Source organism: Staphylococcus sp. MI 10-1553, from assembly GCF_010365305.1.
Classification (GTDB): domain Bacteria; phylum Bacillota; class Bacilli; order Staphylococcales; family Staphylococcaceae; genus Staphylococcus.
In genome coordinates this window covers 2,656,260-2,677,521 of the sequence record NZ_CP048279.1, presented here as the reverse complement: position 1 = coordinate 2,677,521, position 21,262 = coordinate 2,656,260, and the positions used below count along the sequence as shown (strand labels likewise).

The 21,262-nt window shown below is 41.9% G+C and carries 14 protein-coding genes, 1 tRNA gene and 4 rRNA genes; 16 read left to right on the top strand and 3 right to left on the bottom strand.

From position 1 onward, the window contains the following. Positions 1-25 precede the first annotated feature (25 nt). The 6 genes from rrf (GZH82_RS12730) to GZH82_RS12705 all read left to right on the top strand — a co-directional run bounded on the left by rrf (GZH82_RS12730) (position 26) and on the right by GZH82_RS12705 (position 7,536). Positions 26-140 (top strand): 5S ribosomal RNA (gene rrf, locus GZH82_RS12730). Positions 141-384: 244 nt separating this feature from the next. Next, positions 385-1,935, top strand: a 16S ribosomal RNA gene (locus GZH82_RS12725). A 105-nt stretch (positions 1,936-2,040) separates the two neighbouring features. Then, positions 2,041-2,117: transfer RNA gene (locus GZH82_RS12720), tRNA-Ile, on the top strand. Positions 2,118-2,404: 287 nt separating this feature from the next. After that, a 23S ribosomal RNA gene (locus GZH82_RS12715) occupies positions 2,405-5,326 on the top strand. A gap of 80 nt (positions 5,327-5,406) precedes the next feature. After that, positions 5,407-5,521: ribosomal RNA gene (gene rrf / locus GZH82_RS12710) — 5S ribosomal RNA — on the top strand. The 16S, 23S and 5S rRNA genes sit together here with 1 tRNA gene alongside, the layout of an rRNA operon. A gap of 86 nt (positions 5,522-5,607) precedes the next feature. Continuing rightward, positions 5,608-7,536: an FUSC family protein gene (locus GZH82_RS12705; protein ID WP_162682793.1), complete on the top strand. Its 1,929-nt coding sequence runs from the start codon at positions 5,608-5,610 to the stop codon at positions 7,534-7,536. 62 nt (positions 7,537-7,598) lie between these two features. Here GZH82_RS12705 and pdxR read toward each other — a convergent pair whose 3' ends face one another. Beyond that, complete coding sequence (pdxR, locus tag GZH82_RS12700) at positions 7,599-9,002, bottom strand: MocR-like pyridoxine biosynthesis transcription factor PdxR (RefSeq protein WP_162682792.1); 1,404 nt, start codon at positions 9,000-9,002, stop codon at positions 7,599-7,601. A gap of 109 nt (positions 9,003-9,111) precedes the next feature. Between pdxR and pdxS the strand changes: the two genes are divergently transcribed. Both pdxS and pdxT read left to right on the top strand, forming a co-directional pair. Then, entirely contained in the window at positions 9,112-9,999 is an 888-nt protein-coding gene (gene pdxS, locus GZH82_RS12695; protein WP_014614784.1) for a pyridoxal 5'-phosphate synthase lyase subunit PdxS, read from the top strand. Position 10,000: 1 nt separating this feature from the next. Next, positions 10,001-10,558 (top strand): pyridoxal 5'-phosphate synthase glutaminase subunit PdxT, encoded by a 558-nt coding sequence (gene pdxT / locus GZH82_RS12690; protein WP_162682791.1) that lies wholly within the window; start codon positions 10,001-10,003, stop codon positions 10,556-10,558. A gap of 242 nt (positions 10,559-10,800) precedes the next feature. Here the strand turns inward: pdxT and GZH82_RS12685 are convergent, their stop codons facing one another. Together GZH82_RS12685 and GZH82_RS12680 are read right to left on the bottom strand one after the other, a co-directional pair. Then, a complete protein-coding gene (locus GZH82_RS12685) occupies positions 10,801-10,950 on the bottom strand; it encodes a hypothetical protein (RefSeq protein WP_203232816.1) in 150 nt (49 codons plus the stop codon). Between the two features lie 258 nt (positions 10,951-11,208). After that, a complete protein-coding gene (locus tag GZH82_RS12680) occupies positions 11,209-12,414 on the bottom strand; it encodes a NupC/NupG family nucleoside CNT transporter (RefSeq protein ID WP_162682790.1) in 1,206 nt (401 codons plus the stop codon). Between the two features lie 165 nt (positions 12,415-12,579). Between GZH82_RS12680 and GZH82_RS12675 the strand changes: the two genes are divergently transcribed. The 8 genes from GZH82_RS12675 (at position 12,580) to ispF (ending at position 21,226) form a co-directional block, all read left to right on the top strand. Continuing rightward, a complete protein-coding gene (locus GZH82_RS12675) occupies positions 12,580-13,041 on the top strand; it encodes a CtsR family transcriptional regulator (RefSeq protein ID WP_162682789.1) in 462 nt (153 codons plus the stop codon). Positions 13,042-13,055: 14 nt separating this feature from the next. Beyond that, positions 13,056-13,586, top strand: a complete 531-nt coding sequence (locus GZH82_RS12670) for a UvrB/UvrC motif-containing protein (RefSeq protein ID WP_014614778.1) — start codon at positions 13,056-13,058, stop codon at positions 13,584-13,586. Further along, positions 13,576-14,580, top strand: a complete 1,005-nt coding sequence (locus GZH82_RS12665; protein ID WP_162682788.1) for a protein arginine kinase — start codon at positions 13,576-13,578, stop codon at positions 14,578-14,580. The genes GZH82_RS12670 and GZH82_RS12665 overlap by 11 nt, the downstream gene beginning before the upstream one ends. 15 nt (positions 14,581-14,595) lie before the next feature. After that, a complete protein-coding gene (locus tag GZH82_RS12660; protein ID WP_162682787.1) occupies positions 14,596-17,055 on the top strand; it encodes an ATP-dependent Clp protease ATP-binding subunit in 2,460 nt (819 codons plus the stop codon). A gap of 549 nt (positions 17,056-17,604) precedes the next feature. After that, positions 17,605-18,975 carry a DNA repair protein RadA gene (gene radA, locus GZH82_RS12655; protein WP_162682786.1) on the top strand — a complete coding sequence of 457 codons (1,371 nt, stop codon included), beginning with the start codon at positions 17,605-17,607 and terminating at the stop codon, positions 18,973-18,975. 18 nt (positions 18,976-18,993) lie between these two features. Beyond that, positions 18,994-20,055, top strand: a complete 1,062-nt coding sequence (locus tag GZH82_RS12650; RefSeq protein ID WP_162682785.1) for a PIN/TRAM domain-containing protein — start codon at positions 18,994-18,996, stop codon at positions 20,053-20,055. After that, positions 20,056-20,754, top strand: coding sequence for a 2-C-methyl-D-erythritol 4-phosphate cytidylyltransferase (gene ispD, locus GZH82_RS12645; protein ID WP_162682784.1), 699 nt, complete (start codon positions 20,056-20,058; stop codon positions 20,752-20,754). Beyond that, positions 20,747-21,226, top strand: coding sequence for a 2-C-methyl-D-erythritol 2,4-cyclodiphosphate synthase (gene ispF / locus GZH82_RS12640; protein WP_162682783.1), 480 nt, complete (start codon positions 20,747-20,749; stop codon positions 21,224-21,226). The genes ispD and ispF overlap by 8 nt, the downstream gene beginning before the upstream one ends. The last annotated feature ends 36 nt before the right edge of the window (positions 21,227-21,262 follow it).

The window sequence follows — 21,262 nt, the reverse complement described above, 5'->3', positions numbered from 1 at the left end:
TGTATAACATTCAACTATATTTTTGTTTGGTGACTATGGCAAAGAGGTCACACCTGTTCCCATGTCGAACACAGAAGTTAAGCTCTTTAGCGCCGATGGTAGTCGGACTTACGTTCCGCGAGAGTAGGACGTTGCCAAGCAAAACTTTTATCATGGCCAGTTGGTCATTTTTTCTTGGAAAAATTAGAAAAAATAATAAAAGTTGTTGACTTTTTAACAAGAACTCTGTATAATAGTTTCTTGTCGAGTCAAAAAAGAAATGATATGAACATTGAAAACTGAATGACAATATGTCAACGTTAATTCCGATAATTTGAGTACTTCAAAAGTACTTTCAAGAGTGATTGACTTAAACAATCAACGAGCTATATCAAGCTTACTTCTTTTATGGAGAGTTTGATCCTGGCTCAGGATGAACGCTGGCGGCGTGCCTAATACATGCAAGTCGAGCGAACAGATGAGGAGCTTGCTCCTTTGATGTTAGCGGCGGACGGGTGAGTAACACGTGGGTAACCTACCTATAAGACTGGAATAACTCCGGGAAACCGGGGCTAATGCCGGATAACATGTTGAACCGCATGGTTCTACAGTGAAAGACGGTCTTGCTGTCACTTATAGATGGACCCGCGCCGTATTAGCTAGTTGGTGGGGTAACGGCCTACCAAGGCGACGATACGTAGCCGACCTGAGAGGGTGATCGGCCACACTGGAACTGAGACACGGTCCAGACTCCTACGGGAGGCAGCAGTAGGGAATCTTCCGCAATGGGCGAAAGCCTGACGGAGCAACGCCGCGTGAGTGATGAAGGTCTTCGGATCGTAAAGCTCTGTTGTTAGGGAAGAACAAATGTGTAAGTAACTGTGCACATCTTGACGGTACCTAACCAGAAAGCCACGGCTAACTACGTGCCAGCAGCCGCGGTAATACGTAGGTGGCAAGCGTTATCCGGAATTATTGGGCGTAAAGCGCGCGTAGGCGGTTTTTTAAGTCTGATGTGAAAGCCCACGGCTCAACCGTGGAGGGTCATTGGAAACTGGAAAACTTGAGTGCAGAAGAGGAAAGTGGAATTCCATGTGTAGCGGTGAAATGCGCAGAGATATGGAGGAACACCAGTGGCGAAGGCGGCTTTCTGGTCTGTAACTGACGCTGATGTGCGAAAGCGTGGGGATCAAACAGGATTAGATACCCTGGTAGTCCACGCCGTAAACGATGAGTGCTAAGTGTTAGGGGGTTTCCGCCCCTTAGTGCTGCAGCTAACGCATTAAGCACTCCGCCTGGGGAGTACGGTCGCAAGACTGAAACTCAAAGGAATTGACGGGGACCCGCACAAGCGGTGGAGCATGTGGTTTAATTCGAAGCAACGCGAAGAACCTTACCAAATCTTGACATCCTTTGACCGCTCTAGAGATAGAGTTTTCCTCTTCGGAGGACAAAGTGACAGGTGGTGCATGGTTGTCGTCAGCTCGTGTCGTGAGATGTTGGGTTAAGTCCCGCAACGAGCGCAACCCTTGAGCTTAGTTGCCATCATTCAGTTGGGCACTCTAAGTTGACTGCCGGTGACAAACCGGAGGAAGGTGGGGATGACGTCAAATCATCATGCCCCTTATGATTTGGGCTACACACGTGCTACAATGGACAATACAAAGGGCAGCAAAACCGCGAGGTCAAGCAAATCCCATAAAGTTGTTCTCAGTTCGGATTGTAGTCTGCAACTCGACTACATGAAGCTGGAATCGCTAGTAATCGTAGATCAGCATGCTACGGTGAATACGTTCCCGGGTCTTGTACACACCGCCCGTCACACCACGAGAGTTTGTAACACCCGAAGCCGGTGGAGTAACCATTTGGAGCTAGCCGTCGAAGGTGGGACAAATGATTGGGGTGAAGTCGTAACAAGGTAGCCGTATCGGAAGGTGCGGCTGGATCACCTCCTTTCTAAGGATAATATACGGAATATCACCATTAGGTGATAAGCGGATTAACGTGACATATTGTATTCAGTTTTGAATGCTCATTCATTTGAGGATTCAAAATTCAAATGGGCCTATAGCTCAGCTGGTTAGAGCGCACGCCTGATAAGCGTGAGGTCGGTGGTTCGAGTCCACTTAGGCCCACCATTTGAAATTGTACATTGAAAACTAGATAAGTAAGTATAGATTTTACCAAGCAAAACCGAGTGACAAGCGTTTAAAAGCTTGAAACAAAAATTATCGCTAGTCGTCATTTGACGACTCACATAATTAATAACTGGTGATGGTAAGCATCGTATTTTGATTGCACAAACGTTGATGAAAACGCTTGTCAGTCAACGCATTTCTTGATGAGCGCAGTGAAGTTTACTTTTCGTAAATGAACAAGCGAAGAAAGAAATAAGGAAGAATGCGAGCGTTTATCATAACGTTTAGATTAAGTTATTAAGGGCGCACGGTGGATGCCTTGGCACTAGAAGCCGATGAAGGACGTTACTAACGACGATATGCTTTGGGGAGCTGTAAGTAAGCTTTGATCCAGAGATTTCCGAATGGGGAAACCCAGCACGAGTTATGTCGTGTTATCTGCATGTGAATACATAGCATGCAAGAAGGCAGACCCGGAGAACTGAAACATCTTAGTACCCGGAGGAAGAGAAAGAAAAATCGATTCCCTGAGTAGCGGCGAGCGAAACGGGAAGAGCCCAAACCAATAAGCTTGCTTATTGGGGTTGTAGGACACTCTGTACGGAGTTACAAAAGAATTTGTTAGACGAATAACCTGGAAAGGTTAATCATAGAAGGTAATAATCCTGTAGTCGAAAATGAATTCTCTCTTGAGTGGATCCTGAGTACGACGGAGCACGTGAAATTCCGTCGGAATCTGGGAGGACCATCTCCTAAGGCTAAATACTCTCTAGTGACCGATAGTGAACCAGTACCGTGAGGGAAAGGTGAAAAGTACCCCGGAAGGGGAGTGAAAGAGAACTTGAAACCGTGTGCTTACAAGTAGTCAGAGCCCGTTAATGGGTGATGGCGTGCCTTTTGTAGAATGAACCGGCGAGTTACGATCTGATGCAAGGTTAAGCAGAAAATGTGGAGCCGTAGCGAAAGCGAGTCTGAATAGGGCGAATGAGTATTTGGTCGTAGACCCGAAACCAGGTGATCTACCCTTGGTCAGGTTGAAGTTCAGGTAACACTGAATGGAGGACCGAACCGACTTACGTTGAAAAGTGAGCGGATGAACTGAGGGTAGCGGAGAAATTCCAATCGAACTTGGAGATAGCTGGTTCTCTCCGAAATAGCTTTAGGGCTAGCCTCAAGTGATGATTATTGGAGGTAGAGCACTGTTTGGACGAGGGGCCCCTCTCGGGTTACCGAATTCAGACAAACTCCGAATGCCAAATAATTTAACTTGGGAGTCAGAATGTGGGTGATAAGGTCCATATTCGAAAGGGAAACAGCCCAGACCACCAGCTAAGGTCCCAAAATATATGTTAAGTGGAAAAGGATGTGGCGTTGCCCAGACAACTAGGATGTTGGCTTAGAAGCAGCCATCATTTAAAGAGTGCGTAATAGCTCACTAGTCGAGTGACACTGCGCCGAAAATGTACCGGGGCTAAACATATTACCGAAGCTGTGGATTGTCCTTTGGACAATGGTAGGAGAGCGTTCTAAGGGCGTTGAAGCATGATCGCAAGGACATGTGGAGCGCTTAGAAGTGAGAATGCCGGTGTGAGTAGCGAAAGACGGGTGAGAATCCCGTCCACCGATTGACTAAGGTTTCCAGAGGAAGGCTCGTCCGCTCTGGGTTAGTCGGGTCCTAAGCTGAGGCCGACAGGCGTAGGCGATGGATAACAGGTTGATATTCCTGTACCACCATGATTCGTTTTAAGCGATGGGGGGACGCAGTAGGATAGGCGAAGCGTGCTGTTGGAGTGCACGTCCAAGCAGTGAGATTGAGTGTTAGGCAAATCCGGCACTCTTAAGATTGAGCTGTGATGGGGAGAGGAACTTGTTCCTCGAGTCGTTGATTTCACACTGCCGAGAAAAGCCTCTAGCTAGAATAATGGTGCCCGTACCGCAAACCGACACAGGTAGTCAAGATGAGAATTCTAAGGTGAGCGAGCGAACTCTCGTTAAGGAACTCGGCAAAATGACCCCGTAACTTCGGGAGAAGGGGTGCTCTTTGAGGTTCACGCTTCGAAGAGCCGCAGTGAATAGGCCCAAGCGACTGTTTATCAAAAACACAGGTCTCTGCTAAACCGTAAGGTGACGTATAGGGGCTGACGCCTGCCCGGTGCTGGAAGGTTAAGAGGAGTGGTTAGCGCAAGCGAAGCTACGAATCGAAGCCCCAGTAAACGGCGGCCGTAACTATAACGGTCCTAAGGTAGCGAAATTCCTTGTCGGGTAAGTTCCGACCCGCACGAAAGGCGTAACGATTTGGGCACTGTCTCAACGAGAGACTCGGTGAAATCATAGTACCGGTGAAGATGCCGGTTACCCGCGACAGGACGGAAAGACCCCGTGGAGCTTTACTGTAGCCTGATATTGAAATTCGGTACAGTTTGTACAGGATAGGTAGGAGCCTTAGAAGCGTGAGCGCTAGCTTACGTGGAGGCATTGGTGGGATACTACCCTAATTGTATTGGATTTCTAACCCGCAGCACTTATCGTGCTGGGAGACAGTGTCAGGCGGGCAGTTTGACTGGGGCGGTCGCCTCCTAAAGAGTAACGGAGGCGCTCAAAGGTTCCCTCAGAATGGTTGGAAATCATTCATAGAGTGTAAAGGCATAAGGGAGCTTGACTGCGAGACCTACAAGTCGAGCAGGGTCGAAAGACGGACTTAGTGATCCGGTGGTTCCGCATGGAAGGGCCATCGCTCAACGGATAAAAGCTACCCCGGGGATAACAGGCTTATCTCCCCCAAGAGTTCACATCGACGGGGAGGTTTGGCACCTCGATGTCGGCTCATCGCATCCTGGGGCTGTAGTCGGTCCCAAGGGTTGGGCTGTTCGCCCATTAAAGCGGTACGCGAGCTGGGTTCAGAACGTCGTGAGACAGTTCGGTCCCTATCCGTCGTGGGCGTAGGAAATTTGAGAGGAGCTGTCCTTAGTACGAGAGGACCGGGATGGACATACCTCTGGTGTACCAGTTGTCGTGCCAACGGCATAGCTGGGTAGCTATGTATGGACGGGATAAGTGCTGAAAGCATCTAAGCATGAAGCCCCCCTCGAGATGAGATTTCCCAACTTCGGTTATAAGATCCCTCAAAGATGATGAGGTTAATAGGTTCGAGGTGGAAGCGTAGCGATACGTGGAGCTGACGAATACTAATCGATCGAAGACTTAATCAAATAATTGTTCATAAGGTAATGCTTGTGATAAATATACTTACTATCTAGTTTTGAATGTATAACATTCAACTATATTTTTGTTTGGTGACTATGGCAAAGAGGTCACACCTGTTCCCATGTCGAACACAGAAGTTAAGCTCTTTAGCGCCGATGGTAGTCGGACTTACGTTCCGCGAGAGTAGGACGTTGCCAAGCAGAAATAAAACGCATAGGATGCGATGAGCCGAATTGAGACCCTTTAGTAGGTCTCTTTTTTTATTTAAACAAAGGTGGTGTCTTTCATGTTGACTTATTTCAAAAATGTCGCACATATCGATGTCGATAAAATTGATTTACAACGTGGTTTACGTCAAGGGCTATTGATGTTTTTGCCTTTACTCTATGGCTTGATGTTTAATGATTTTTCAAGTGCATTATTAGCAACGATTGGGACTTTTGCGAGTATTTATGTCTTCAAAGGGACGTTTAATTCGCGCTTGCGTTCAGTCACTTTCGCAGCCATTGGTTTAGTTGTGACGATGATGATAGGGACATTAACCGCGAGTACCCCTTTGCTTTTTGGTATCTTTCTTCTAATTGTTGCTGTTGTGCCGTTTTATATTTTTAATACTTTAAATATACCTGGTCCTTCTTCTACATTTTTTATTATTGCCTATAGTTTGGCTAGTGTCATGCCTCCCGATCCGCATGCATTCTTATGGAGAGGGACTATTGTAGGTATCGGTGGTCTTCTTGCGCTTATATTTGTGCTCATCGAAATTAAAATAGGACATGAACATCCTGAATTTAGTGCAGTGTCTAAAGAGTTCAAGGAGATTCAAGGATTGATTCACCATTTTAATGATCAAGTGACGTTTAATGCCTTGACCAAAACGACGGTGCAAACATTGATTTCGACTTCTGAAATTCTTCAAGCTTCAAGATCTGTATTGAAGAGAAAGTCTGTAGAAGTACAACGGTTGTCATTGCTGCATCGTACTGCTGAAGGGGTATATTCAGAACTACTCGAATTGAATGCGAAAGGTCATCGTCCAATGCCGCCTATTATAGATGAAATGATGACCGACGTTGTGCACCGTATTACGCAAGGGAAAACGTCAAAAAGTGTTTGGAGAAAAGAAGTCACTGTTCCCGATGCATTTGAGGAACTGGTAGGTTTAATTTTTAAGGTGGATGAAATGATTGATGCGCCTGATGAACAAGTTAAAAAGCATGTGACACGACAGTCTCCGCAATATTTAAGAAGGTTACGTTATCATTTAACACCTGAGTCTATGCATTTTATTTCAGCTGCGAAATATTCACTCATCATCGGTATCGCAATTTTTGTGGCACTGATGTTTAACTTTGAACGTGCTTACTGGATTCCATTAAGTGCGCATACGGTCCTTCTTGGTGGTACGACGATTGCAAGTATTGAACGGGCCGGCGCAAGATGGATAGGGACGCTTATTGGAATTGGCATTGTGATTGGCTTTTTACTTCTAGAACCAAACAGTTTAATGGTTGTCATTGTACTGAGTTTAAGTGGTGCGATTACTGAAATTTTAGTCGGTGCCAATTATGCGCTTGCGATGTTTGCGATTACGGTTCAAGTCATTTTATTAAGTGGTTTGGCGCAAGGGACATTAACACTTGCTATCGCTATTCCACGTTTATTAGATACGACAGTGGGGGTAGGGCTTGCGATTATTGGCGTGATGATTATTGGGAGACGGCTTGCTTCTAAACGTCTACCGGAATTTATGGCGGACGTGACACGCATTGAAGCTCGAATTTTCCATGCACTGTTTTCGAATGTTCATTACAATATCGATAACTTTCGTCAAAGGGAAAGATTGAGACTGAAAATTAATATTGAGAATGTGCAAGTGATGTATCGTTATGCGTATGGTGAATTGTTATCGAATAAGAAAAGAACGCAATATTTTTATCCTGCGATGTTTATTCTTGAACAAATGAGCTTTAAGTTAATGCAAGTGATGGAGGACCAGAAGCGTATGTTGATTAGTCAAGAGGCTATGGGACAGTATTTGGTTGTATTTGAAAATATTGCTAAATTATTAGAACAAGGTCAGCGTCCAGAAAAGATTGTAACGTTACCTGAAATGAATCATTACGCACAACTTCGACGTTCACTGATGCAACTGCAAGAAATTGAGTTGTATGACTATCAGAATGTGAGAAATCCACACTTATTGAAAGATTAAACGTAAAAAAGACATGTACGGTTGAATGAAATGTTCAGTCATGCATGTCTTTTTTTATGTGTTCAATGTTCATCTTTAAAACAAGCGATGAGCCTTTCTATATGCGTTTCTAAATCTTCTAATGGAATCCCGCCAAAGCCTACAACAAAACGAGGGGCGGTATCTTGTTGGTGGTAGACATATTGGGAAAGTGGCTTCATATCGATGTCAAAGCGTTGTAATTGCTTAAGACATTGTTGTTCTGACCAACCGTTTTTAATAGTAATAATCAAATGCATGCCTGTTTTTTCACCAGAAACTGCAAAAATAGAAGGATACTGTTGTAATTGTTGTAAAATAATGTCTCGCTTTTGACGATAAATTTTTCTCATGCGATTTAAATGGCGTTCAAATTGATTCGTTTCCATAAAGGCTGTCACCATAAATTGGGTATGACGCGGTACCGTTCCGCCTTCAATATTTTCTGATTGTTGATAATGATGTAACAGGGCTTCCGGTAACACGGCGTAAGCAATCCGAATGGTTGGAGAAATGGACTTGGAAAATGTACTGACATAAATGACACTACCTGTTTGATCTAAACTTTGAAGGGCTGGAATGGGTTTGCCTTCATAACGAAATTCTGAGTCATAATCATCTTCAATAATATAACGATGAGGCGTTGCACTAGCCCATTTCAAAAGACGCATCCGCTTTTTGAGGCTCATCGTCACACCTGTTGGAAATTGGTGACTTGGTGTAATGTAAACGATGTGATGTGACGCATTTTCAATTGTATTCATCGCGATGCCATCTTTTTCAACGGGCACAAAATGATAAGGAATATGTTTACGTGTTAAAAGCTGATGGACTTGAGGGTAAATCGGGTCTTCTAACATCATCCCTTTAGGTCCTGGCAGTAAATCTGTAATGATAGACAGCAACTGCTCTGTAGACGAAGCGACAACGACTTGCTCGGGCGTGGATTGAACACCGCGACTATGAAATAAATAGCGACTAATTTGCGTACGTAAAGCATAATCTCCTTGCTTATGCCCAGGTTCAACGAGATGAAATTGTAATTCTTCAAATGCTTCTTTCGCATATTTCCGAAATTGTTCGAAAGGAAAGTGAGCTTGATCAATCATCCCTAAGTTAAATGCATAAGTTGGTTCAGGCGTCGTATTATGATATGTATGCAATGGTGTGAGTGGTGTCTTTTTAGTAAACGGCAATGTTTCGATGTCACTGACAAAAAAGCCGGATTTCGGTTGGCTATATATATAACCTTCATCGACAAGTTGCGCATAGGCATTTTCTACGGTTGTTTGACTGACTGACAAATATTGACTCAGTTGACGTTTGGAAGGTAACTTTTCACCTTCGTGCATACTACCATTAATAATACTTTGTTTAATATTTTCGTATAATTGAATATAAATCGGCTGACCTTCTCGTTTATTAATATGAAACATCAACATTTCCATGAGAGCACCTCAATCTGACCCTTAAATATTTTGTATTTCTGACACTTTAAGCGGTTCAGATAATAGTATAAGCTACATGTGTAAATAATAAAAGGGGGTTTCATTACCTATGTCTAAACAAGTCGGATCAGAACGTGTTAAACGAGGAATGGCAGAAATGCAAAAAGGCGGCGTAATTATGGACGTCGTGAATGCAGAACAAGCGAAAATTGCAGAAGAAGCAGGTGCAGTTGCAGTTATGGCACTTGAACGTGTCCCATCTGATATTCGTGCAGCAGGTGGCGTTGCGCGTGCATGTAATCCATCTATTGTAGAAGAAGTTATGAATGCTGTATCTATTCCTGTAATGGCGAAATGTCGTATCGGTCATATTACAGAAGCAAGAGTATTAGAAGCAATGGGTGTAGACTATATTGATGAGTCAGAAGTGTTAACACCTGCAGATGAAGTGTTCCATTTGAAAAAAGATGAATATACAGTACCATTCGTTTGTGGTTGCCGTAACTTAGGTGAAGCAGCGCGTCGTATCGGTGAAGGTGCTGCGATGTTACGTACGAAAGGTGAACCAGGTACAGGGAATATCGTAGAAGCTGTACGTCATATGCGCCAAGTGAATCAAGAAGTGAAACGTATCACAGTGATGAGCGATGACGAATTGATGACAGAGGCGAAAAACTTAGGTGCGCCATATGAAATCTTAAAAGACATTAAAAAACATGGTCGTTTACCAGTCGTGAACTTTGCGGCAGGTGGCGTGGCAACACCTCAAGATGCGGCATTAATGATGGAATTAGGCGCTGACGGTGTATTCGTAGGTTCAGGTATTTTCAAATCTGAAGACCCAGAAACATTTGCTAAAGCGATTGTACAAGCGACAACACATTACCAAGATTATAAACTCATTGGTGAGTTAGCGAAAAAATTAGGTACAGCGATGAAAGGCATTGATATTAATCAACTTTCATTAGAAGAACGTATGCAAGAGCGTGGTTGGTAAGATGAAAATCGGTGTATTAGCTTTGCAAGGTGCGGTGCGTGAACATATCCGTCATATTGAACTTGCGGGTCATGAAGGTGTCGCAATTAAAAAAGTTGAACAATTAGAAGAAATCGACGGATTAATTATCCCTGGTGGTGAATCGACTACTTTACGCCGTCTCATGAATCTTTACGGTTTTAAAGAGGCGTTACGTGCATCGCAATTACCTATGTTCGGTACGTGTGCAGGCTTGATTGTCCTTGCGAAAGATATTGTAGGCGAAGAAGGATATCTTCAAAAGTTAGATATTACAGTAGCACGTAATTCATTTGGACGACAAGTCGATAGTTTCGAGTCTGAATTACACATTAAAGGTATTGATCAACCGATTGAAGGTGTCTTTATTCGTGCACCCCATATTCAATCAACAGAAGCAGCCGTTGATGTATTAGGGATGATTGATGACAAAATAATTGCTGTACGACAAGGCCGTTATTTAGGCGTATCGTTCCACCCAGAATTAACAGATGATTATCGCATGACACAATACTTTATAGAGTATGTGATGCAGCAGTAGAATAGAATCGAGTAGGAGAATAGCCATTAACTGACTATTCGTCCTCTCACACTACCGAGCATACGGTTTCGTACTCGGGCGGTTCAATATCTTGCGTAAGTAGGCTAGGGCTTCGAATGGTCCTAGCCTTTAACTATTGTAAAACTATATTGGGATATAAAGAATCTGGTGACTCCCTACACCACACTTTTTGATACAAACGTGGTAGCAATTTAGAACACTGATTTGTTAAGAAGGGTTTTCTAAGTTGTATTTTTATCTTTATACCATCTAGCAATACCTTTTGTGATAGGCACTAAAATGGCATCTGTGTTATCCTCTTCACCTTTGGATAATATACCGACCAATTCGTTGTTTTCTCTAAAAATACAGCTGAACCGGTGGACCTCCATATGCTGGTAAAGTGGTTTTAATCAATTTTTCACTCGCATAAGTGACTTCTCCTGTGAATTTATTAACGAAAAATCCGAGATATTCATGAAAAAGATGAAAATGCCTCTTTAATATTCAATTTGATCGTCTACCGCTACCTGCCGAGCAATATATTCAAACTTTAATGCAAAACAAAAAAGAGACTCAGCCATAATGACTCAGTCTCTTTTATATTCAATGATATGTTTGTTTATCTTTTCAACTACTTTAGATACGGCTTACAAGAAAAAGCCTGCGATCGCTGCTGATACGAATGATACGAGTGTTGCACCGAATAATAATTTTAATCCGAAACGTGCAACCATGTCGCCTTTTTCGTCGTTTAATGACTTGATGGCACCTGAGATGATACCGATTGAGCTGAAGTTGGCAAATGATACTAAGAATACCGATACGATACCTAATGAACGTTCTGATAAACCAGATGCTTTGCCGAGTTCAGTCATCGCTACGAATTCGTTTGATAATAATTTCGTTGCCATAATTGAACCTGCGTCCACTGCGTCACTCCAAGGAATCCCTGTTAAGAATGCGAGTGGTGCAAAGATAAAGCCGATTAATGTTTGGAAGTTCCAGTCTAATGAACCGCCAGAAACGAGGCTCACGAGTCCGCCAACAAGGCCATTGAGTAATGAAATTAAGGCGATATAACCGATTAACATCGCACCTACGATTACTGCAACTTTAAATCCGTCTAAAATGTATTCCCCTAACATTTCAAAGAAGGATTGCTGTTTCTTTTCTTCTTCAATTAATAATTTGTCGTCTTCTTCATTCACTTTATATGGATTGATAATTGAAGCGATGATGAAACCGCCTAATAAGTTTAATACGACTGCTGTTACAACATATTTCGGTTGTACTAATGTAAAGTATGCCCCGATGATAGATGCTGATACTGTTGACATTGCTGATGCCGTCAATGTGTATAAGCGTTGTTTCGTAATGTAAGGCAATTGCTTTTTAAGTGAAATGAAAACTTCTGATTGACCTAAAATTGCTGCTGCAACGGCATTGTACGATTCTAAACGGCCCATTCCATTAATTTTTGAGATTAAGAAACCTAAAACGTTAATGATTAATGGTAAAATTTTCGTATATTGCAAAATACCGATTAATGCTGAAATGAAGACGATAGGTAATAAAACGTTTAAGAAGAATGACATCGCACCTTCATTCGCTAAACCACCGAAAACGAAATCTACACCGACGCCTGCTTGTTTAAGCAAGTAGCCAAATCCTTTCGCAATACCGCCAACAATCGTAATCCCAATGTTCGTTTTAAGTAAGAAGAACGCTAAGATCAATTGAATGACTAACATGATGCCAATGTATTTCCAGCGTACATTCTTTTTGTCAGAACTTGCAATAAAAGCGAGGGCTAAGAAAACACCTATCCCGATGACCCCAATTAAAATATGCATGCGTGTTCCACCTCTATTTTTTCTAATTAAATTTTTACTAAGACTATCATACAACAAAAATGTAAGCAGTAACATAACTATTTATCAAATTTAAAATCAAATTGGTTGAAAAAGGTCAAAGTGGGTTCTATAATATAGTCAAAGATGGTCAAAAGGGGTGATACCATGCATAATATGTCTGACATCATAGAACAGTACATTAAGCAATTGTTTGAAGAGGCACAAGATGATGTTGTTGAAATTCAACGTGCCAATATTGCACAGCGTTTTGATTGTGTACCATCTCAGTTGAATTATGTCATTAAGACGCGCTTTACTAACGAACACGGTTATGAAATCCAAAGTAAACGCGGTGGCGGTGGTTATATTCGAATCACAAAAGTTGAAACGAAAGACCAAAACAACTACATTAAACGCTTAATGGAGTTGATTGGTCCGGCCCTTTCTCAACAACAAGCTTTGTATATTATTGATGGCTTGCGTGAAAATCAATTAATTACGGACCGAGAAGCAAAAATGATTGCGGCAGTCGTGGACCGGGAAACATTAAAAATGGATGTCGCATCAAGAGATATTATCCGTGCGAATATTTTGAAACGGTTACTTCCCGTAATTAATTATTATTAGAAGGGTGATGTGCAATGAAAATCGATAAACGTGAACTTGATAAACAGCAAAACAAGCACCTTGAATTTCATCCTATTCAAGCTTACGATCAATCAGGTTATGATCAATCTGACGAACAATGGCATGAAGGTGATGACGTTGAAGGCACATTCGTCATCCAACAAATTTTGCAACATTTGGCAGCAAAACATGGTCTGAATGTGGATCAAGTTGTTTATCGAGAGCAAAAACGCTGTCCGAACTGTCAAATGACGTTGAAGGATATTGCACATGTCGGTAAATTCGGCTGCGCGCAATGTTATGAAACATTTAAAGAAGACGTGTATGACATTGTGAGACGTGTCCAAGGTGGTCATATCGAACATTCGGGTAAATGTCCGAAGTCATCACAGCATAAACGTGCGCTGAAAAAGCAACTGGAAGAAAAACGTGCACGTCTTGAATTATTAGTCGCACAACAAGCCTTTGAAGAAGCGGCGATTGTCCGTGATGAGATTCAAGCACTTGAGCAACAAAGTGAGGTGTCCCAACAAGATGATGCATAATTTAGACCAACATATGAGCGATTGGATGAAAAAAGTGAATGCACAACCGGTCATCATGTCATCGCGCATTCGTTTAGCACGTAACCTTGAAAATGATGTGCACCCACTCATGTTTTCATCTGAAGCTGAGGGACATCGCATCATTAATGAAGTGCAAGATGTATTAACAGATTTAAAAGTACTCCGCTTAGACGAACTCGACCAATTGAGTAAGTATAAGCTAGTAGCCAAACACTTAATCAGCCCTGAGTTGACGAAACAACCGGCATCTGCAGTATTGTTGAATGAAGATGAGTCGGTAAGTGTGATGGTGAATGAAGAGGATCATATTCGTATTCAAGCAATGGGCAATGATTTGTCATTAAATGAACTTTATCAAAAAGCATCCGCAATAGATGATATATTAGATCGTACATTACAAATCAGTTATGATGAGCAACTCGGTTATTTAACGACATGTCCAACGAATGTTGGTACAGGGATGCGTGCAAGTGTCATGTTGCATTTGCCTGGTTTATCAATTATGAAACGGATGAACCGCATTGCTCAGACGATTAACCGCTTTGGTTTTACGATTCGAGGGATTTATGGTGAAGGCTCACAAGTTTACGGCCATATTTACCAAGTTTCAAATCAGTTGACGTTGGGAAAAAGTGAGCAAGAAATTATTGATGCTTTAACAGAATTAGTAGACCAAATTATTCACGAAGAACTGGCTTTACGTGAGCGATTAAATGAACACAATCATACCGAAACGTTAGATAGAATATATCGTTCTTTGGGTATATTAAAGTATAGTCGTTTAATTTCGGTGGAAGAAGCGTCCTATCGTTTAAGTGATATTAAGTTGGGCGTCGATTTAGGTATTTTAGATATGGAAGATTTTCGATTTAATGAATTAATGGTCGCGATACAGTCACCATTTTTAATAGATGAAACAGATGAACAATCTATTGAAGCAAAACGAGCAGAGATTTTAAGAACATATATATAAATAGGAGGTTGGCATATGCTATTTGGAAGATTAACAGAACGCGCACAACGTGTACTCGCGCATGCACAAGAAGAAGCAATCCGTTTAAACCATTCGAATATTGGGACGGAACATTTATTACTAGGGTTAATGAAAGAACCTGAAGGCATTGCTGCAAAAGTATTGGAAAGCTTTGACATTACAGAAGATAAAGTGATTGAAGAGGTCGAAAAACTGATTGGTCACGGTCAAGAGCAGATGGGTGCGTTACACTACACACCACGTGCGAAAAAAGTGATTGAACTGTCTATGGACGAAGCGCGTAAGTTACAACACAATTTCGTTGGAACAGAGCATATTTTACTCGGCCTCATCCGTGAAAATGAAGGTGTGGCAGCGCGTGTATTTGCGAATCTAGACTTGAATATTACTAAAGCGCGTGCACAAGTCGTCAAAGCGTTAGGTAGCCCAGAAATGTCTAACAAAAATGCACAAGCCGCAAAATCAAATCATACGCCAACATTAGATGGTTTAGCGCGTGACTTAACAGTAATTGCGAAAGACGGCATATTAGATCCAGTAGTGGGACGTAACGCTGAAATTACACGTGTTATTGAAGTGTTGAGTCGTCGTACGAAGAACAATCCTGTGTTAATCGGTGAACCAGGTGTCGGTAAAACGGCGATTGCTGAAGGTTTAGCGCAAGCGATTGTGAACAATGAAGTGCCTGAAACACTAAAAGATAAACGTGTCATGTCACTTGATATGGGTACTGTTGTGGCAGGTACGAAATATCGTGGTGAATTTGAAGAACGCTTGAAAAAAGTCATGGAAGAAATTCATCATGCAGGGAATGTGATTCTGTTCATTGACGAAATGCATACGCTCATTGGTGCAGGTGGTGCAGAAGGTGCGATTGATGCGTCTAACATTTTAAAACCAGCGCTTGCACGTGGCGAATTACAATGTATAGGTGCAACTACTTTAGATGAATACCGTAAGCATATCGAAAAAGATGCAGCACTTGAACGTCGTTTCCAACCAGTTCAAGTTGACGAACCAAGTGTACAAGATACGATTGCCATCTTAAAAGGCTTACGTGACCGTTATGAAGCGCACCACAGAATTAACATTTCTGATGAAGCGGTAGAAGCAGCGGCGAAATTAAGTGACCGTTACGTACAAGACCGTTTCTTACCAGATAAAGCGATTGACTTGATTGACGAGGCAAGTTCAAAAGTACGCTTGAAGAGCCATACAACACCGACGAACTTAAAAGAAATCGAACAACAAATTGAGCAAGTGAAAAAAGAAAAAGATGCAGCGGTACATGCACAAGAATTTGAAAATGCTGCAAACTTACGCGATAAACAAACAAAACTTGAAAAACAATATGAAGAAGCAAAAAATGAATGGCAAAACCATCAAGGTGGCCAACATACAACATTGGTTGCTGAAGATATTGCCGAAGTCATTGCAGGTTGGACAGGTATTCCGTTAACACGCTTGAATGAAACAGAGTCAGAGCGTTTACTCAACTTAGAAGATACATTGCATGAACGTGTCATCGGTCAAAATGATGCCGTAACAGCCATTTCTAAAGCGGTGCGTCGTGCGCGTGCAGGCTTGAAAGATCCGAAACGTCCAATTGGTAGCTTCATCTTCTTAGGGCCAACAGGTGTCGGTAAAACAGAACTTGCCCGTGCATTAGCTGAAGCGATGTTCGGTGAAGAAGATGCGATGATTCGTGTGGACATGAGTGAGTTCATGGAAAAACATGCGGTGAGCCGTCTTGTTGGGGCGCCTCCTGGATATGTCGGTCATGATGATGGCGGACAATTGACTGAAAAAGTACGTCGTAAACCGTATTCAGTGATCTTGTTCGATGAGATTGAAAAAGCACATCCAGACGTCTTTAACATTCTTTTACAAGTATTAGATGATGGTCATTTAACAGATACGAAAGGTCGTCGTGTTGACTTCAGAAATACAGTCATTATTATGACATCAAACGTCGGCGCGCAAGAACTTCAAGACCAACGTTTTGCTGGTTTCGGCGGTAGCGCAGAAGGTCAAGATTACGAAACAATTCGTAAAACGATGATGAAAGAATTGAAAAACGCATTCCGCCCTGAATTCTTGAACCGTGTAGATGACACAATTGTCTTCCATAAACTGAATAAAGACGAATTGAAAGAAATCGTAACAATGATGGTTGGTAAATTAACGAGTCGTTTATCTGAACAAAACATTAATGTACGTGTGACAGAAGCGGCGAAAGATAAAATTGCTGAAGAAGGTTATGATCCAGAGTATGGTGCCCGTCCATTGATTCGTGCCATCCAAAAAACTGTGGAAGATAACTTGAGTGAGCTTATCTTGGAAGGTAAAGAGTTAGAAGGTAAAAATGTGACTGTCGATTATGACGGTGAAACATTCCAATATGACATCTCAGAAGTTGAGTTGGATGAGGATAAAGCAACGACAGAATCTTAGGTCATGATGTTGGGCAGTGGTGAAGGTCTATTTAGATTTTCATCGCTGTTTTTTTGTTGTGTTTGACTTGGTGAATCATGGGGAAGTCTTTATTTGCAACACCATTCTGCACTTTCTTAGGGGCTGAATTTTTAACTCAATCCAGTTTGATTGGAATATACATTTGAAAGAAGGTGAATTGGATTTTGGGGTCAGTACAAAAACCTTATGTGTAACAAAGATTTTGTAGTACTGTCCCCTGCAACATCATGACAAGATGATGTCTGGAAGGGAATCAGCGGAAATAATGGCTCGTGCAGTTTTGAGAAAGTGGCTTAGACTGAAAAAGTAGAAAGTCTAAATAAGTGTATGGGTCCTATCATCATGTCGAGGGTCTGTCTGAAGTGGTGAAGTGAAAAGATTTTGTGTTGTACAGGCTACATTTTTAAGTATTTGTTGTATATTATTTTTAATTGGATAGTGTGTTTCGATGATAAAGGACAACATTTGTCATAAATCTTTTTCAAGTATAAAATAAGGTATGTTATATGTAGAGACGGAGGTGTCTGAGTGGCAAAAACGAAAACAATTTTTGAATGTACGGCCTGTGGTTACCAATCACCTAAATGGATGGGAAAATGTCCGAATTGCGGTGCTTGGAATTCAATGGAGGAATCTTTTGAACAAAAAACTGCGAGTCCTAAACACGGTGTAAGGGCGCAAAAGACAAGTTCGGCCAAAATACAAAAGCTCAATGAAATTAAACAAGAACTTGCGCCTCGTATCCAAACGAATAGTGGTGAATTAAACCGTGTGCTCGGTGGCGGTATTGTAGAAGGGTCACTCGTGCTGATTGGTGGCGATCCAGGAATAGGGAAGTCTACACTGTTACTTCAAATGTGTGCGGCATTATCTAAAGAAAAAAGAGTGCTCTATATCACTGGAGAAGAATCACTTAATCAAACTAAAATTAGAGCGGATCGTTTAGATGAAGATGCGAGTCAATTAAACGTGTTTGCGGAAACGGACTTAATGGTTATTCATGAAGCGGTGAAAAAAGTCGAGCCTGATTTGATTGTAGTGGACTCTATTCAAACGATTTACCATCCCGAAATTAGTTCGGCGCCTGGCTCTGTGTCTCAAGTTCGTGAAAGTACGCAAAGTTTGATGCATATCGCAAAACAAATGAATGTTGCAACGTTTATTGTAGGCCATGTGACGAAAGAAGGCCAAATTGCGGGGCCACGTTTGCTTGAACATATGGTAGATACGGTGCTCTATTTTGAAGGCGATGAACATCATGCGTATCGTATTTTAAGAGCGGTGAAAAACCGTTTTGGCTCTACGAATGAAATGGGCATTTTTGAAATGAAGCAGTCCGGTTTAAAAAGTGTGCTCAATCCGTCAGAAATGTTTTTAGAAGAACGGACGACCAATGTTGCGGGTTCGACGATTGTCGCAACGATGGAAGGGACACGACCATTGTTAATTGAAGTGCAAGCGCTTGTCACACCGACGACGTTTAATAATCCGAGACGTATGGCGACAGGTATTGACCATAATCGCCTCAGTTTGTTGATGGCGGTGTTAGAGAAAAAAGAAGGTTACTTATTACAGCAACAAGACGCTTACATTAAGGTTGCAGGGGGTGTACGACTTTCTGAGCCCGCTGTAGACTTAGGTATCGTCATTGCGACAGCTTCTAGTTTTAAAGATCAAGCAGTAGACGGCCTCGATTGTTATATTGGCGAGGTTGGATTGACTGGTGAGGTACGTCGTGTTTCGCGTATTGAGCAACGTGTGCAAGAAGCAGCAAAACTGGGCTTTAAACGCGTGATTATCCCTAAAAACAATATGGGTGGATGGCAGTTTCCAGAAGGTATTGAAGTGATTGGCGTTACTTCTGTAAATGAAGCATTGAAATACGCATTAAAAAATTAGAAAGGAGGGATGATAGAGGTGAATTTTATTAAATTATTAGTGATTGTGTCTTATATTATTATTGGTAGTGTGTTAGGCATACTCTTAATCCCTGCTGTCATGATTGATTTTAATGTCAGTCATCCTCCGATGTTGGAGAATAGTTATGTGACATCGGTCATGGGTATTGCTATCATGTTTTTATTGTTTGGTTGGTTTATCCCCCGTATTGCGTATGCGATGAAAGATTTAGAGCAATTTGTTTTAGGTTATAGTGCTATTGAAATTATCTTCGCAACAATTGGCTTGTTTATGGGTCTACTCATATCTGTCATGATTTCCTTTATTCTTGAATTTATTGGGACGGATTTGATTAACCGTATCGTCCCTATCCTACTTACATTAAGTTTAAGTTATCTCGGTTTTCAATTTGGTCTGAAAAAACGTGATGAAATGCTGTTGTTTTTACCGGAAAATATGGCGCGTTCGATGGCGATTAACGCCCGCAATGCTGTGCCGAAAATTATCGATACGAGTGCGATTATTGATGGCCGTATTTTAAAAATTATGGAAGCGGGATTTATTGATGGTGAAATTCTCATTCCTCAAGGCGTCATTAATGAGTTGCAAGTGGTTGCAGATGCGAATGACAGTATTAAGCGTGATAAAGGTCGCCGTGGTTTAGAAATTTTGAATGCGATTCATCTGTCGAAACATCCGACACGTATTATTCACCCGCAACGCACACATCAAGACATTGACGACTTAATTGTGAGGCTAGCGCAACATTATCGAGCGCACGTGATTACAACGGATTATAACTTGAATAAAGTATGTAGTATTCAAGGGATTAAAGTGTTAAACGTCAATGATTTATCTGATGCGATTCGACCTGAAGTGCATCAAGGAGATCGTTTTGACTTGATGATTACAAAAGTTGGGAAAGAACCAGGCCAAGGTGTTGGTTATTTTGATGACGGCACAATGGTGGTCGTGGATGATGCGAAACAATACGTCAATCAAACCATCACACTTGAAGTGATCAGTATGTTACAAACTGCATCCGGGCGAATTATTTTTGCGAAGAAGGTGGAAGCATAAATGTCAAATTATCACGTCATTATACCAGCAGCAGGGACGGGCAGTCGTATGGGGCGTCCGTATAATAAACTGTTCATTGAAGTTGCGGGGTGCCGTGTGTTAGAACATACACTTGCTGTTTTTCAATCCGATGTACAGTGTGAAGGCATTCATTTGGCGATACACGAGAGAGATCGGGACCAACTTGAGGCATTAACAGCGCCATTTTCAAAAGTAAAAAGTTTAGTCGTTGGCGGTGATACACGTCAAGATAGTATTCATCAAGTGCTTCAAAACGTTGACTTCACGAATGATGCTATTGTCCTTGTGCATGATGGCGCGCGTCCGTTTGTAACGCATGACACGATTCATGACGTGACGACTGCCATTCAAACATATGGGGCGGCCATTGTCGGTGTGAAGGCAAAAGATACGATTAAACGCGTGTCCGACCAATTTGTGACGGAGACGTTAGATCGTGCAACATTATGGCAAGTGCAGACGCCTCAAGGTGCGACATTTGAACTGCTTGCTTCAGCCTATGACCATGCAAAGACGCAACAAATGATGGGGACAGATGATGCCTCGTTAATTGAAGCATACGGTCAACGCATTTATATGGTTGAAGGGGATTATGATAATATTAAATTAACGACTGAAGAAGATTTAACATACGCAGAAGCAATTTTAGAAAAAAGGAGTCGACATCATCATGTTTAGAGTTGGATTAGGATACGATGTGCACGCATTTGATGCGACACGCCCTTTAATTATTGGCGGAATGGAAGTGCCACATACGCATGGTTTGAAAGGTCATAGTGATGCGGATGTCTTGTTACATGCGATTACAGATGCGATGTTAGGCGCATGTGCATTAGGTGATATTGGCAAGTTATTTCCAGATACGGATCCACAATTTAAAGATGCAGATTCGAAAAAATTATTAACAGAAGCCTACGCAGAAGTTCAAAAAGAAGGTTATGTCATTCATAACATTGATGCGACGATTATTGCGGAAAAACCGAAATTTCGGCCTTATATCGATGAGATGCGAACAGTGATTGCAGGCCTTTTTGCTGTCGATGTGAAGCGTGTGAATGTGAAAGCGACGACGAGTGAAAAGTTAGGTTTTACAGGGCGCCAAGAAGGGATTGCCGCTCAAGCGATTGTGTCATTAACGGCGACGGCATAGTCAAAACTGTGATATGCATAAATGGATATGACATGC

Bases quoted from the DNA above. Each gene is read 5' to 3' on its own strand.
- GZH82_RS12705 (WP_162682793.1), top strand. From the start codon at position 5,608: ATGTTGACTTATTTCAAAAATGTCGCACATATCGATGTCGATAAAATT.
- pdxR (WP_162682792.1), bottom strand. From the start codon at position 9,002: ATGGAAATGTTGATGTTTCATATTAATAAACGAGAAGGTCAGCCGATT.
- pdxS (WP_014614784.1), top strand. From the start codon at position 9,112: ATGTCTAAACAAGTCGGATCAGAACGTGTTAAACGAGGAATGGCAGAA.
- pdxT (WP_162682791.1), top strand. From the start codon at position 10,001: ATGAAAATCGGTGTATTAGCTTTGCAAGGTGCGGTGCGTGAACATATC.
- GZH82_RS12685 (WP_203232816.1), bottom strand. From the start codon at position 10,950: ATGGAGGTCCACCGGTTCAGCTGTATTTTTAGAGAAAACAACGAATTG.
- GZH82_RS12680 (WP_162682790.1), bottom strand. From the start codon at position 12,414: ATGCATATTTTAATTGGGGTCATCGGGATAGGTGTTTTCTTAGCCCTC.
- GZH82_RS12675 (WP_162682789.1), top strand. From the start codon at position 12,580: ATGCATAATATGTCTGACATCATAGAACAGTACATTAAGCAATTGTTT.
- GZH82_RS12670 (WP_014614778.1), top strand. From the start codon at position 13,056: ATGAAAATCGATAAACGTGAACTTGATAAACAGCAAAACAAGCACCTT.
- GZH82_RS12665 (WP_162682788.1), top strand. From the start codon at position 13,576: ATGATGCATAATTTAGACCAACATATGAGCGATTGGATGAAAAAAGTG.
- GZH82_RS12660 (WP_162682787.1), top strand. From the start codon at position 14,596: ATGCTATTTGGAAGATTAACAGAACGCGCACAACGTGTACTCGCGCAT.
- ispD (WP_162682784.1), top strand. From the start codon at position 20,056: ATGTCAAATTATCACGTCATTATACCAGCAGCAGGGACGGGCAGTCGT.
- ispF (WP_162682783.1), top strand. From the start codon at position 20,747: ATGTTTAGAGTTGGATTAGGATACGATGTGCACGCATTTGATGCGACA.